Genomic DNA, 13,170 nt, shown 5'->3' with positions numbered 1-13,170 from the left:
CCAGCACGTCTCCGTAACAGGCATAGTAGGGGCCGGGTCTGACAGTCGAGTCACCAGAGGCAAACCGAGGACGGGGGACGGATCTTCACAGGTCCCCCACGGCTCCGCAACGGGGAGAGAGCGGACACAGATGGCATCACGGCGGGACGAACTCAACGCCTACACCTTCGCGAAGCGCCGCACGCTCGCGTCCTTCCTGCAGCCTTCCCCCTCCGGCTCTGAGGAGAGTGCTCCCAAGCCGCTGGGCGCGCTGGTCCCCGGCGTCGTCGTCGGTGTCGTGATCCTCGCGGTGTTCGGCGCGATCGGCATGTTCAGCCCGACGGCTCCCAAGGGCTGGGACACCCCCGAGGAACACGTCATCGTCGCCAGCAAGTCGACCACCCGATACGTCGTCTTGAAGACGGGCAAGCAGAAGCAGCTCCACCCCGTCCTCAACATGGCCTCGGCCAAGTTGCTCCTGGACCCCGGCAAGGCCAGCGTCATCACCGTCGACGAGAAGATCCTGGACAGCGGCAAGCCTCCGCACGGCGCCACCATCGGCATCCCGTACGCCCCCGACCGCATGCCCTCCCCGGACGAGGCCGGGGCCGCCAAGCGCTGGGCGGTCTGCGAGCGCCCCGCCGACGGCGGCCGGGCCATCCAGAAGGCGGCGTTCGTCCTCGCGAAGAAGGAGTGGTCCAAGACGGAGGGACCCGACAGGCTCACCCGCGGTGACCTGATGTACGTCGTCGGTCCGGACGGCAAGACCCAGTACGTCGTCGACGCGCGGGGCACGGCGTACAAGCTCGCCGACCCGGGCGACAAGGAACTCCTCAAAGCCCTCGACACCCGGGGCCGTGCCCCGCAGCGCGTCTCCCAGGAATGGCTCGACACCCTCCGCAAGGGCACCCCGATCAGCATCCCGCCGATCAAGGGCACACCCGGCGCGAAGGCCGACGCCGGCATCATGCCCGCGCAGTACGACAAGGTAGGCGAGGTCATCAAGGCCTACGACGGACAGGTGTTGCGGTACTACGTCGTCCTGCGGGGCGAGGTGGCCCGTATCTCCGAGTTCACCGCCACGCTCCTGCTCAACAGCGGTCAGCTCGTCGGCGTCGGCCAGGCCGGTGAGGCGCAGCAGGTGAGCCCCGGCGCGGTCGCCGACAGCACGGCCTTCGACGCGGACAAGGACTGGCCGACGTACAAGCCCAGGACGGTGAACGACGGCTCCAGCGCCACCAGCGGCCGCAACACGGTCTGCAACGTGCTGCGTTCGGTCGGCGCCAAGGGAGTGACGACCCTGTCCACCTGGGTCGGCAAGGACTTCCCGGCGCAACTGCCCACGGGTTCCTCCAGTGCCTACGTCACCGCTGGTTCCGGTCAGCTCTACCGTCAGTTCCAGGGCACGGAGACCGCGGCCGGCGGCGTCTTCCTGGTCACCGACACGGGCCTGCGCTACGCCCTGCAGTCCAACAGCGACAGCGCCACCGACGACAAGGGCATCGGCACCTCCGCCAAAAAGCGCAAGGAGGAACTGGCCGAGGCGAGGATCGCCCAGACCCGCCTCGGTTACGAGAAACTGACGCCCACGCCCATCCCGCTCACGTGGTCGACGTTCCTGCCGACGGGCCCGCGCCTGTCGGAGGCGGCGGCGCGTCAGCCGCAGGGTTCGTAGCGGCGCGCGGAGGAGGACGGACTCATGCTGAAGGCAAGGGTGTCGGCAGCTGCGAGCCGGGCGGCGGTCGTGGCCGCGACGGTGGCCCTCACCGCGTCCACCACGGTGCTCGCCCTGCCCGCTTCCCCGGCTCGCGCGGACGACGGCCAGTGCACGTTCCCCTCGAAGCCGTACGCGGGCCGACCGTGGGCGCTCCAACGCGTCAACCTGGACGAGCTGTGGGCGCGGTCCACGGGCAAGGGCGTACAGGTGGCCGTGATCGACACGGGTGTGGACGTGAAGAACCCGCAGCTCACCAAGGCCGTTGACGCGTCCAGGGGCAGGAACCTGCTACCCGACAAGAACCGCGAGGGCGAGAAGATAGACCGCGGCAACAAGTCGGGCACCACCGACACGGTCGGCCACGGCACGCGCGTGGCAGGCATCATCGCGGCCCGCCCTGCGAAAGGCACGGGCTTCGTGGGCCTGGCGCCGGACGCCACGATCATCCCGATCAAGCAGAACGACGCCGAGGGGGACGGCACGGCCGACTCACTGGCCCAGGCGATCACGTACGCGGTCCAGGCGGGCGCCGACGTCATCAACATCTCCCAGGACACGGCCGAGGCGCTCAACCCGAAGACCTCGAAGCTGAAGGACGCCGTCGACTACGCCCTGAACCGCAAGGTCGTCGTGGTGGCCTCCGCCGGCAACGACGGCCTGGGCGGCAACGTCAAGGTCACGTACCCGGCGTCATACGAAGGAGTGCTGGCAGTGGCGGCCTCCGACCGCAACAACGAACGCGCCGCCTTCTCACAGTCGGGGGACTTCGTGGGTGTCGCGGCGCCGGGCGTCGACATGATCTCCACGGTCCCGGGCAACGGCCACTGCTCGGACAACGGTACGAGCTTCTCGGCGCCCTATGTCGCGGGCGTGGCCGCCCTGTTGAAGTCCAAGTACCCCGACTGGACGGCCCAGCAGGTCGTCGCCCAGATCGAACAGACCGCGGAACGCTCGATCCCCGGGCGCGACCGGCTGGTGGGCTGGGGCGTGGTGGACCCAGTGAAGGCACTCGCGGAGGTGGACCCGGCGCACCCCGTCGAGTCGCCGAAACCCGAGAACGGCATGGCCAGGGGAGAGGCCCCGTCGGTGACGCCCCTGCACTTCGGTGAGACGGCGGAGGAACGCGACAGCCGTTTGGCGACGTACACGGTCGTGGGAGGTTTGGTGCTGGTGGCAGGCCTGGCGGGTACGGCGGTGGCGGTCCGGGACGCGCGCCGCAGACGCGGTGGCCGCCCGCGCACCTCCTGACAGCGGCTCTCGGCGCCGTTGGAGACGGAGACGTGGTGCGGCGGCGGTGCCTCGGGAGGCACCGCCGCCGCACGTCGTACCACGGTGTTCGCTCTGAAGCGCCCGCGTCAGCTCGTTGGCGGGGAGGCCTTGTCGTCGGCCTTGATGTCGAAGCCGATCTGGCTCCCCTTCACGGAGGAGACGGTCACGGTCACGCCCAGCGTGCTGCCGTCGTCGGCGGTGAGCGTGCAGCGGGTGGTGGCGCCGACCTTGCCCGTGAGGTCCTCGGGACAGGTGATGTCCGGCTTCGGCCGACCCGTCTGGGCCGCGAGCTTCCCGGCCACCGTGTCGGCCAGCTTGCCGGCGGAGATCTTAGGCTCGGACTTCTCCACGGTGACCGATCCCGAACAGCCGACGAGCAGCACACCGGCGGCCACAGCCGAAAGACTCCATGCTGCCGCGGACGCGCGGGCTATCACCATAGGGGGCTCCATTCCGGGTGTCAGGACGAGAGAACGGCGGAATCATACTGGCACCCGGAAAGCTTCATGGATCCTCCACTCCCCTTGCGCGGCCCTTCACTTGGCCTGCCGAAAAGCATCACCGGGAATCAAACGCGCGGTCGAGAACATCGCACAGGTAATTGAGCCTCGGCAGGACGTCTTCTTCCCGGAGCCGACCCTTGGTCCACGTGACGAGTTCACCCCTGTCGAATCGCAGCGGCCTTTCGGCGTCCGCTGCGCGGAGCGCGGTACGCGGGACGGTGTCCGGGGCGGTGGCGGAGAAGACGCCGTAGTACGACGTCTTCGTGAGGGAGTGCCCGGGGCCCGCCGACTGGACGGTCCGCACATCGCGGTACTCGAAGCAGCGGATGGTGCGGCCTCGATGCCGGCCGTCGACGCAGTTCCAGGCGCTCAATCCCGACGACACGTCAGGAAAGGGAGCCGCACCCTCGTAGCGATCGGCGCCTCCCGCGACCTGCGCCCGGTACGTCCACCCCCGCCGCTGCGCAAGGGAGACGAGGGCGGACGCCTCGTCATCACCGAGGGGGTCCTCCTGGGCGTCGGACCAGCTCGCCCAGACGATCCCACCGAAAGCGCCGCCGAAGAGGACGAAGACACCTGCGGCGGCCAGAAGAAAGTAACGACGGGGTATCTCCCGGTCGTTGACGATGACCACGTCGCGTCGTTTCGCCGGATGCGGCAGGTCCTCGAAGTTCATCGCTGAGTTCGCCTTCTGATGCTCGTGAGTGCCGATGCTACACTTCGCGCGCCGATCACTGCGTACGCCAATAGGCAGCGTTTCGGCAGGAGTTGAAGAAGGAGAGGACGGCAATGGGTGACCCTGATCTGGGTGCGGATTCACAGATTCTCAAAAAGGGCGCCAAAGACGTCACCGAGGCCCTGCGCCCGACCGAGGGTTTCGACTTGGAGGAGTCGGCAGGGCGGGGTTCGTCCTTCGGACATTCGTCGGTGTCCTCGTCGTTCGTGGCGTTCTGTGCGACCTGGCAGGCGGGCGCGCAGCTCCTCAGTGGCAGCACGGCCCGGCGTGCGGCCGGGCTGGTCTCGGCGTCGGGCACCTTGACGGACACGGACGGTCAGGTCCGGGACGCGGCCAACTCCGTCAAGACGAACCAGGGCAAGTAAGGCAAGAGCGGGGAAGCAGTGGCAGCCGCACTCGGGTCGACGAAGGACCCCAAGGAGCTCATTCCCGGTGACGTACACGCGTTGACCGAGCTCGCAGACACCCTGCAGCACTGGTCCGACAAGTTCGACAAGGTCGGGTCCAATCTGCGGGACGTGAAGGTCCCCGGCTGGCACGGAGAGGCCAGCGACGCGTTCTGGAGGAGCCTGGACGGCGAGAAGGGCAAGTGGTACGTCGCCTCCGACCACATGGCAGGTGCGGCCGGTGCCATCAAGTCGTACACCAGCGTGCTCCACTGGGCACAGGGGCAGGCGGCCGACGCGATAGAGAAGTGGGACAAGGGCGATCACGCGGGAGCACAGCAGGTCCTCAGCACCGCGCGCACCCAGCTGGAGCATGAGGCCGGAACGCTGTCGTCCAAGCTGGAGAAGCTGTCCGGCGGCGCCAAGGACAGCCCGAGCTGGCTGACCCAGGCGCGACAGCTCGCCAAGGAGCTCGGGCTCGGCCAGACCACCGTCAAGGAAGACGAGCTGTGGCAGTACGGCAACAACCCTGCCGACAAGCGGAAGCGGCAATGGGGCTACCAGGACCCCAACGCCACGTCGGAGGATCCTGACGCGCCCAAGAAGGTCAGCTGGTCGGTGAAGATCGCCGAGTTCAGCGGTGGCGCCAATGTCTGGTCGGCGGACGCCAAGGGCGAGACCACGGTGGGCGGCGTCAAGCTGTCCGGCAACGCGGGTGTCTCACTGCTCGGCTATGACGCCTCCGCGGTCGCAGGCGTCACCGACGGGAACCTGGAGGTGAAGGGGACGGCCAGCCTGTATCTCGCCAAGGCCGAGGTCGGCGGCAGGGCCGAGTACGGGATTCTCGGTCTCCAGGCCCAGGGCAGCGCCCTGGTGGGGGCCAACGCCGAAGCGAAGGCCACCGTCGGCAAGGACGGCCTGCACGGGGGCGCGGAGGCTTTCGCCGGCGCGAAGGCCGAAGGGTCGGCCGCCGCTGATGTGGGCGGTGTCGGTGCCGGTGTGACCGGCGAGGCATGGGCCGGCGCGGGGGCCTCCGCCAGCGCCGACGTCGGCAAGGGGGACGACGGCAAGTACCACGTCGGCGGTGAGGTCGGTGTCGGACTCGGACTCGGTGGGAAGGTGGGCTTCCAGGTCACCGTCGATCCGGGTGAGGTCGTCGACACGGTCGGTGACGCGGCGGACGCGATCGGCGATGCCGCAGGCTCGGCGTACGACCACACACTGGGCAAGTGGTTCTAGGCCGGCGATGAAGCTCAGCAAGGAAGTGGGTTCACGATGACGGGCACACTGCCGGTCAAGATCTCGTTCTCGTTGCCGGACGGCTGGCGGTCGGCAACGCCCGACGAGGTGGGGGCGCCCGATGCGGCCTTCGTCGCGCTGCACCCCGCCTCCATCGACGGGTTCACGGCGAACATCACCATCGCCGGCGGGATGCGCAACGACAGCGCTACCATGCGGCAGATCGCCGATGAGTCCGTACGGCGGCTCGGGCAGGCCGGCGCCGTGGAAGTCACCAAGCAGGAAGAGGTCGGGACTCCCGACATCCCGGGGCTGACCGACTCACCAGGCATCGTCCAGAACCTGCGCCTGTCGACCACCCTGCACGGAGAACCGCTCGAACTGGTGCAGAGCCAGGTCTACCTCGGCCTGGAGGACGTGGACCGTCCGTCACAGCGGGCCGTGATCGAGCTGGTGCTCACGGCGAAGCCGGAACAGCTGGCGGCGGTGCTGGACGACTTCAAGCGGTTCGTCCGCTCGGTACGGGCGGACCAAGCCGCCTGACCCCGGGGCGGGGGGCTCAGACCGCCGACCAGACCTGCGGTGGGATGCGGTCCAGCACGTCGCACAGGTAGTCGAGCCGCTCGTCGAAGTCCTGCGGGCTCAGTCGGCCGCGGCGCCAGGTGAGCAGTTCGTCGTTGTGCAGCCGGATCGGGGAGTCCTGCACGGCCTGTGGCTGCGCGGTGAGGAAGGGCACCACGCCGCCCGTCAGGGCGTTACGGGCGAACGACTCGTCATCTGTGATCACCCGGAACGCCTCGTCGAACTCCGGCACGCCGAGCTGCACCACATGGCCCCGCTGTGTCACCCCGTCGAGCGTCTGCGGCCGCCGCACCACCATCTCGGGCCCGGGGCCCGGCGCGGCTACCGCGAACACCGTCCAGAAGACGGGCTGGCTCCGCCCCGGGCCGTCGTGGACGTTGAGGGTGCCGGTCACATACTCGAAGCAGCGAAAGCCGCGGCCCCGGAACTCCCCGGTGATGTAGTGCTCCGCCCGCAGGTTGTGACCTCTGACGGGCAACGGCGCCGTGCCACAGAGTCCGTCGATCACCCCGTAGGCGGCTTGCTGGTAGCCATAGCCGCGCTCCTGGGCGAGTTGGATCGCCGCGGCTCTCGCCTGCACGCCGTGCGCCCGGTTCCGCTGGGCGCGCACCATCATGGTGATGACGAGGGCGAAGATCCCTCCCACGACCAGGATCATGAGCACGGGCATCAGTACGGTCATGGGACGCGATTATGTCTGATGGCCTGTACTGCGAGCCGGCGCCGTGCCCCAACCGTTCCGGTGGCCGCGGGCTGTGGAGGTCCGATGAAGATGGAGCCCCGCGTTCGGCGCTCGAGTGCGCTTGCAAAGCCGGAGGCGCCTGCGACCTCAGTGATCCATGGCGTCACCGAGGTCGTAGCCCCGGGGACCTGACCCACAAAGGCTTCCGCTCCGCCGTTCGGTCTGCTCGTGCGTGTCGTTGCGTGGTCCCTCCCCTTCCTCTCCGTATCAGCCCCGCCTAAGAGCCGGAAGCCCTTCCTGCGTGACGCTTGGCGCACTGACCGCCGTTGCCATGAGGGACGGTCGAGTCCTGGCCATCGTCCGAACGCGGCTCCGGCGAGACCTTCGCCTGGAATCGTCGGAGAACAGATTCCATGAGGAGTGGAGATTTGTTGCAGATCGCATGAGGGCGATGCGTTGATGCCTTTCAGGTGAGCTCATGGTTCACCGATGGAGTGGTGAGGCGTGACTCCGTCGCACCGTGCGTGTTCGCTCGCTAGAAACCGGCACTTCCGGCGAAGTGTGGCACCTGCCTCGGCGGCGAAGCCGAGTCAACACGCCTGCTTGGTTGGACCGGTTGGACGGGTTGACTAGAGTGGTAAAGGCGTTGTGAGACGCGGCTCGCTTTGCGATCGTACGGCGAGCGGTTGGTCGGCCCTCGCTCCGGAGTGGCCGATGGATGTACGGGGAAACGGGGAGGAGCGTCGTGCTTCCGTCAGACATGGTGGGGGGCGTGTCGGCGACCAGGGCGGCGAACCTGGAGGCCAGTGGCGAGGCGCTGGGCAAGTTCGTGGGCCAAGTGGACGAGGTGCTGAGCGCTCTCGAAGGATCTGCGGGCAACCCGGCGAAGGTTGGCGCCCAGACGATCAGGGCCACGTCGCTGACGTCGGGCGGGGAGAGCGAGTTCCCTGAGGCGCACGGTCTGTACAAGCAGTACACAAGAGTTCATCAGGAACTGACAAACCTGTCCAAGATCCTGCACTTGCAGATCGAGGCGATCGGTATCGCGGTCACTGGTGCGCGCAAAGGCTTCGACAACCTCGAAGAGGAGCAGCGTCAGCGGTTCTGGGCAATCCAGACGGAGATCGGGAAGCTCCAGCGCAAGAAGGACGGCCATCAGGACGCCAACGACTCGAAGACCGGCGCGGAGTGGTGACGATGACGGACAAGAAGCACAGAGACGACCTGCATCGAGTGTCTCAGCAGAACTCCGCGACGGACATCGTCCGGGGTATCGAGGACGGTCCGCTCGGCGGATTCCTCAACGGCATGATGCGCTCGGTAGTGGAAACGACGCCCTTCGGGCGGGCGGTTGCCGCTCGGACCGACTTCGACAAGCGCGACCTTGATCTCAACAAGATGATCGATCTGGTCAAGGAGACCGACCCGGAGGACCTCGAGTCATCCGGCAAGGCCCTGTGGGATGCGCGCGACGCCATCAAGAAGGCTGCTGACGACCTCAAGGCCTACATCGACAAGGTGCATTGGGTCGGAGTGTCAGGTCAGGACTTCCGTGATTGGGGAAACAACCTGGTCACGAACACCCATCATCTCAGTGAGTTCGCCGGAGCAGCAGGCGACCAGATCACGGCTGCCGCCGTGGGCCTCGCGTCTGTCCGGGGTGCCATGCCGGCGCGCGACACCAGAGCGAACCCGAAGCGGCCCGAGAAGTTCACCGAGGCGGAGAAGGCCGCGAACAAGACGGAGTACGACCACGCCGTTCAGGTGGAGAAGCACCGCCAAGAGGCGATCAACCAGATGAACCGGTTGGCGTCGTACTACGCGGTCTCGGAAGAGGTGCTGGCGGCGCTGCCCGCCAAGGACAAGACGCCGAACTTCACGTCGATGCCCAAGGTCGGAGTGCCCCGGCCGCAGCCCGTCAGCTCGTACGGGGCTGACCGTCCAACGGCCGGCACGGGCTTGCACACAGGTACCGGCTCGGCATTTGTCGTCAGCCATCACGCAACTATGGCGGGAGCGGACAACGTCGCCCACCACGTCACCGGTGACGCCACCCCGCCCCAGGTTTCGACGACACACAACACCCACACAATCCCGGTGCCAGAGGTGCCGGTCGGTACGAACATCGACAGCACCGGTACGCTGCCTCCGCCCACGACCACGCACACGACCGGTCCCACCCCGCCGGTCACCGGAACGCCCCCACTGGGCGGCGGTCAGCCCGACCCGATGGGTGGCGCTGGATACCGGCTTCCACTGCCCAATCCGACGTCAGGCCGAAGCATGAGTGGTTCGGCTGGGTACCGAACGCCTCCCTTCGTTCAGGGGCGTGCGGGTGCGGAGGGACTTACCAATCCCCAGGGTCCCGGGCGTACCGCGGCACGAGGGCCCATGAACGAGATAGGGCGTGCCGCGTCGACGGGACAGCCCGCGGGCAGGGGGGGTACTGCTTCCTCGATGGGCCGTGCGGTCTCAGGTGGTACGCCGCGGCCCGGTGGCACGGCGGCACCCCAGGGGAACGCCACGCCGGCCACCGGCGCCGGTCGTTCTAACGGAGTCGTCGGTGGGCGCCCGACGGCCGCAGGCAGTCCGGTGAAGGGCGGCGCGAGGATTCCCCGTGGCACGGTCATCGGGGCTGAGGGACAGGCCAATTCGCAGTCCACGGCCGGTCGGCTCGGTCAGCGTGGAGTCTTCGGAGCGCCCGAGTCTTCGGCGCGGCCCGGCGCGAAGCCAGCGAACCCTTCCAGGGCTCGTACCAGCGCCGGTGTGTCCGAAGCTGTCACGGGCAGGCCTGCTGGGCGGAACTCAGCTGCGGGTGCCGAGCGGAACGGTATGACGCGTGGTGGTGCCGGTCTCGTACGCGGCGCCGACCGTAAACGGAAGGCCGAGGACGCGGACGAAGAGACACAGCTGCCCGACAAGCCCCGGCGTGATGTGCCGCCGGTGGCGAACTGACCGCGAGCGAGGACACGGAAGACGATGAAGTCAGGGATGAGCCGACGAGCCGAGCGGAATACGCTCCACGGGGCGCGCGGTGGCAGACGAGTGAGTGCTGTAGGCGCGGCCGTCGGTGCCCTGGTGGCTGTGACCGTGGTGTTTGCGCCGGGTGCTGTTGCGGATGACGTCCAGGCGAAGCAGTGGTACCTGGGTCCGATGCAGGCCGAGCAGATGTGGAAGGTCAGCACGGGGAAGGGGGTGAAGGTCGCCCTTATTGACAGTGGGGTGAACGCGGATACTCCGTCACTCAAGGGTCAGGTTCTGGTTGACGAGACCCCGAAGTCGGTGGCGTACCGTGCGACGGTCGATTACGAGGGTCATGGAACGACCATGGCGGAGTTGATCGCGGGTACGGGAGCCGATGGCAGTCTTAAGGGGCTGGCGCCGGGTGCGAAAATCGTTCCGTACCGGATCGAGCTCGACGATCTGAAGGGCGGGGCGGAGGAGAAGAAGAGGACTCCCGAGCCCGAGGACGCGATCAGGGCTGCGGCCGACACCGACGCGAAGATCATCAGCATGTCTTTCGGCGAGTCCGCGCCGATACCCGAAGTGGAAGAGGCCATCAAGTACGCGGCCTCGAAGGGAAAGCTACTGATCGCCGCGGTCGGCAATGAGGGCCTGACGTCGGGGGACAACATCGGCTACCCAGCCGCCTTCCCCTACGTAGTGGGTGTGACGGCGGCCGACAAGACCGGCACTGTTTCGAAGTTCGCCTCGTCCGGCGGCTACGTGGACTTCGCGGCACCGGGCCAGGGCTTCCCCGGTTGGTGCGACATATCCTTCCGCTCCTACTGCGATGACGCGAACGGAACGAGTCCGGCAGCCGCAATCGCCTCGGGGGCTGCCGCTCTGATCTGGTCCGCTCACCCCGACTGGACGGTGAACCAGGTCACCCGTGCCCTGATCGACACCGCCGGCCGTAGCTGGCCGAAGAACAAACCAAGCAAGTACCTTGGCTATGGTGCCGTTCGCCCGCGCGTGGTTCTGGCAAACCCCCATTACGACCCCGGTCCTGCGAACGTTGATCCGCTTGCCAAGGAGAACGGCGGCGACCTGCTGGCCAAGTCCGCGGCGTCCTCCACGTCTCCCTCCTCGTCCCCGTCCGCGGCTTCCTCCTCCGCATCAACCCCGTCACAAGCCCCTGACAAGGGTTCTACCGGCGGTACTTCGGCGGCAGGATCGAGCACGCGGTCGTTGAACGACAACACCACCCTCTGGGCCGTGCTCGCCGCCGTGGCCGCCCTCGTCGTGATCGGCGGTGGCGGGCTGGCCGTCGCGCGGGCGCGACGTGCCAAGTGACGACGTCAGCCGTCTGTAGCCCTGTGCTCTTCGGATAGGGCGTGCAGTACGCGCCCGCCGCCGTACCGCACTGTGCGGTAGTGGGCCGAGACAGTTGGACCAACGAGACAGAGAGAAAGGGCTGAGATGGCCGAGAACAAGCAGAAGCTCGAAGATGCCGCAGTAATCCACCTGCAGAAGCAGATGCTGGAGAAGTACGACGGCATCCGGAAGCGGGTGCACGGGCTGCAGGGCGTGATCGACGGCCTGGAGGGCCAGTGGCACGGTATCGGTCGTGCCGCCTTCGACTCGAAGCAGTACGAGATCAACCAGTCCCTCCAGGCCATCGGCGGCATCCTCGGTGACGTCATCGAGGCCATGACCGCGACGCGCAACATCAAGGACAGCAAGGAAGACGAGGTCCGCGCCGCCGTCAACAAGATCGACGTGCGGGACGGCGCTCCCACCGTGTCTCCGCTCAGCTCCTACTGACCGGTCGGCACCCAGAACTTCGGCCGGGCACCCCCGGCACGTCCATCGGATCCACATCAGCGAGACGAGGTAACAGGTATGGCCAACAACGCTGACGGTCTGTCCGTCACTTACGACGGGCTCGACGTCGCGGCGACCAAGATCGGCAACGAGGCGAGCCAGCTCGAGCAGGACCTCCAGGAGCTGCGTCGGCTGGTCGTGAGCAGCCTGCAGTACTGGGAGGGCCAGGCCCAGGACACCTTCCACGAGAAGCTGAACCACTGGGACAAGGAAGCGAACGACATCCACCAGGCGCTGGCCGGTATCGGCCACGTCGTCGCCCAGTCCGGCGGTACGTACATGGAAGGCGACAAGAAGGCGGCCAGCTACTTCCGCTAGGCCGAGACTCGCGGAAGTGACGAAGCAACTCCAGGGTGGGCGTGTGCGGGAGGCGCCCACCCTGTTGTCGTGTCCGGCAGGAAGCCGATCAGCGGACAGGGCTGAAGTTGCGCGCGCCGTCCCCGGCTATGGACCGGGCTGGAGCGTTACACCGGCTCGCCTATGGCGGCCCCAGCCGTCATCGACGACATGCCCGGCGGTCTGCGCGGCATTCAGCCGGCGTCCCCCTCGCCGCCCGCGGCTTCGATCACGCATCGGGAACCGCGGTCGGCAGGCCGGCCTCCGAAGCGCAGCCTGCCTCTCGGGCCACCTCGCGGGAGACGGAGTTGAGGATCACCATACGGTCTTTGTTGACGCTGTCCCCGCGCAGTTGGGCACGAGTGGAATAGAGTTCCGCTTTCACATACTTGGTGTCACCGATGTACGCGTCTTTTGATCCCGCTCTGGTGGGGCACCGGAAAAACAAGTCAGCTCCGTCGCGGCCCACTTGGGCATACAGCCCCACGGGGTATCTGACCTTACTGCCGCTGACTTCTCTGTCGGACGGTGCGGGGTAACTCTGGGACGCCGAGAAGCGTATTTCAAGAAGGGGCTTCCCGCTCTCGTCGCCGGCCCTGTACACCCAGCACGCTGCGCGCTGACGATATTCGTCGTGCAGGTGCCTGACCGCGTTCTGCACGGAAAACGTACGAGACTGTCCGGCCCCGTCGGCACCTGTGGAGTCGTCGAACTGATCCGTACCGGCCAGGTTCCGCAGGGCTTGCCTGGCGGAAGTGTCGAGCGCTCCGCCGCAAACCTTGCTCGCTGTCGTATCGGACGTCTTCGCCTGCTCATGCTCAGGATCACTGCTGCAACTTGCGACAAGAAGCGCCACAGCCGTAAGAGAGAGAGCAGTCCCATATGTACCATTCCTTACGATTTGCAGCACTTTA

14 protein-coding genes are annotated in these 13,170 nt (G+C 67.2%); 10 read left to right on the top strand and 4 right to left on the bottom strand.

All coding sequences use genetic code 11. The features are described 5' to 3' along the window. Positions 1-130: 130 nt before the first annotated feature. Both eccB and mycP read left to right on the top strand, forming a co-directional pair. A complete protein-coding gene (gene eccB / locus ACZ5DC_RS29650) occupies positions 131-1,654 on the top strand; it encodes a type VII secretion protein EccB (protein ID WP_468657741.1) in 1,524 nt (507 codons plus the stop codon). A 24-nt stretch (positions 1,655-1,678) separates the two neighbouring features. Next, positions 1,679-2,944: a type VII secretion-associated serine protease mycosin gene (gene mycP / locus ACZ5DC_RS29645; protein WP_468657739.1), complete on the top strand. Its 1,266-nt coding sequence runs from the start codon at positions 1,679-1,681 to the stop codon at positions 2,942-2,944. Between the two features lie 107 nt (positions 2,945-3,051). Here mycP and ACZ5DC_RS29640 read toward each other — a convergent pair whose 3' ends face one another. Both ACZ5DC_RS29640 and ACZ5DC_RS29635 read right to left on the bottom strand, forming a co-directional pair. Next, positions 3,052-3,405, bottom strand: coding sequence for a DUF4333 domain-containing protein (locus tag ACZ5DC_RS29640; protein ID WP_468657737.1), 354 nt, complete (start codon positions 3,403-3,405; stop codon positions 3,052-3,054). A 118-nt stretch (positions 3,406-3,523) separates the two neighbouring features. Next, positions 3,524-4,144, bottom strand: a complete 621-nt coding sequence (locus ACZ5DC_RS29635) for a hypothetical protein (RefSeq protein ID WP_468657736.1) — start codon at positions 4,142-4,144, stop codon at positions 3,524-3,526. A gap of 113 nt (positions 4,145-4,257) precedes the next feature. On the opposite strand from ACZ5DC_RS29635, the gene ACZ5DC_RS29630 reads away from it, so the two are divergent. The 3 genes from ACZ5DC_RS29630 to ACZ5DC_RS29620 are packed head-to-tail and all read left to right on the top strand — an operon-like array spanning position 4,258 to position 6,372. Next, a complete protein-coding gene (locus ACZ5DC_RS29630; protein ID WP_468657734.1) occupies positions 4,258-4,569 on the top strand; it encodes a hypothetical protein in 312 nt (103 codons plus the stop codon). An 18-nt stretch (positions 4,570-4,587) separates the two neighbouring features. After that, entirely contained in the window at positions 4,588-5,829 is a 1,242-nt protein-coding gene (locus ACZ5DC_RS29625) for a putative T7SS-secreted protein (RefSeq protein ID WP_468657732.1), read from the top strand. 36 nt (positions 5,830-5,865) lie between these two features. Next, positions 5,866-6,372 carry a hypothetical protein gene (locus tag ACZ5DC_RS29620; protein ID WP_468657730.1) on the top strand — a complete coding sequence of 169 codons (507 nt, stop codon included), beginning with the start codon at positions 5,866-5,868 and terminating at the stop codon, positions 6,370-6,372. 16 nt (positions 6,373-6,388) lie between these two features. Here ACZ5DC_RS29620 and ACZ5DC_RS29615 read toward each other — a convergent pair whose 3' ends face one another. Continuing rightward, positions 6,389-7,093 (bottom strand): hypothetical protein, encoded by a 705-nt coding sequence (locus tag ACZ5DC_RS29615; RefSeq protein WP_468657728.1) that lies wholly within the window; start codon positions 7,091-7,093, stop codon positions 6,389-6,391. A 772-nt stretch (positions 7,094-7,865) separates the two neighbouring features. On the opposite strand from ACZ5DC_RS29615, the gene ACZ5DC_RS29610 reads away from it, so the two are divergent. The 5 genes from ACZ5DC_RS29610 to ACZ5DC_RS29590 all read left to right on the top strand — a co-directional run bounded on the left by ACZ5DC_RS29610 (position 7,866) and on the right by ACZ5DC_RS29590 (position 12,238). Further along, positions 7,866-8,288 (top strand): hypothetical protein, encoded by a 423-nt coding sequence (locus tag ACZ5DC_RS29610; protein WP_468657726.1) that lies wholly within the window; start codon positions 7,866-7,868, stop codon positions 8,286-8,288. A gap of 2 nt (positions 8,289-8,290) precedes the next feature. After that, positions 8,291-10,048: a DUF5585 domain-containing protein gene (locus ACZ5DC_RS29605; protein ID WP_468657724.1), complete on the top strand. Its 1,758-nt coding sequence runs from the start codon at positions 8,291-8,293 to the stop codon at positions 10,046-10,048. Between the two features lie 90 nt (positions 10,049-10,138). Next, on the top strand, positions 10,139-11,389 hold the full coding sequence (locus tag ACZ5DC_RS29600) for a S8 family serine peptidase (protein ID WP_468657722.1): 1,251 nt from the start codon (positions 10,139-10,141) through the stop codon (positions 11,387-11,389). 126 nt (positions 11,390-11,515) lie between these two features. Next, the gene (locus ACZ5DC_RS29595; protein WP_030657588.1) at positions 11,516-11,860 is read left to right on the top strand and encodes a WXG100 family type VII secretion target; all 345 of its coding nucleotides are present in this window, start codon (positions 11,516-11,518) and stop codon (positions 11,858-11,860) included. 78 nt (positions 11,861-11,938) lie between these two features. Beyond that, positions 11,939-12,238, top strand: coding sequence for a WXG100 family type VII secretion target (locus ACZ5DC_RS29590; RefSeq protein WP_171152320.1), 300 nt, complete (start codon positions 11,939-11,941; stop codon positions 12,236-12,238). Positions 12,239-12,485: 247 nt separating this feature from the next. Here ACZ5DC_RS29590 and ACZ5DC_RS29585 read toward each other — a convergent pair whose 3' ends face one another. After that, the gene (locus ACZ5DC_RS29585) at positions 12,486-13,112 is read right to left on the bottom strand and encodes a hypothetical protein (RefSeq protein WP_468657720.1); all 627 of its coding nucleotides are present in this window, start codon (positions 13,110-13,112) and stop codon (positions 12,486-12,488) included. Between the last annotated feature and the right edge of the window lie 58 nt (positions 13,113-13,170).

The organism is Streptomyces sp. NPDC031445, assembly GCF_055581365.1.
Note: the sequence above shows the minus strand (reverse complement) of the source record. Positions and strands in the feature narration are given on the sequence as shown.

Coding starts and splice junctions, on each gene's coding strand:
- ACZ5DC_RS29595 (WP_030657588.1), top strand. CDS start 11,516: ATGGCCGAGAACAAGCAGAAGCTCGAAGATGCCGCAGTAATCCACCTG.
- ACZ5DC_RS29640 (WP_468657737.1), bottom strand. CDS start 3,405: ATGGTGATAGCCCGCGCGTCCGCGGCAGCATGGAGTCTTTCGGCTGTG.
- ACZ5DC_RS29635 (WP_468657736.1), bottom strand. CDS start 4,144: ATGAACTTCGAGGACCTGCCGCATCCGGCGAAACGACGCGACGTGGTC.
- ACZ5DC_RS29605 (WP_468657724.1), top strand. CDS start 8,291: ATGACGGACAAGAAGCACAGAGACGACCTGCATCGAGTGTCTCAGCAG.
- ACZ5DC_RS29590 (WP_171152320.1), top strand. CDS start 11,939: ATGGCCAACAACGCTGACGGTCTGTCCGTCACTTACGACGGGCTCGAC.
- ACZ5DC_RS29630 (WP_468657734.1), top strand. CDS start 4,258: ATGGGTGACCCTGATCTGGGTGCGGATTCACAGATTCTCAAAAAGGGC.
- ACZ5DC_RS29615 (WP_468657728.1), bottom strand. CDS start 7,093: ATGACCGTACTGATGCCCGTGCTCATGATCCTGGTCGTGGGAGGGATC.
- mycP (WP_468657739.1), top strand. CDS start 1,679: ATGCTGAAGGCAAGGGTGTCGGCAGCTGCGAGCCGGGCGGCGGTCGTG.
- eccB (WP_468657741.1), top strand. CDS start 131: ATGGCATCACGGCGGGACGAACTCAACGCCTACACCTTCGCGAAGCGC.
- ACZ5DC_RS29620 (WP_468657730.1), top strand. CDS start 5,866: ATGACGGGCACACTGCCGGTCAAGATCTCGTTCTCGTTGCCGGACGGC.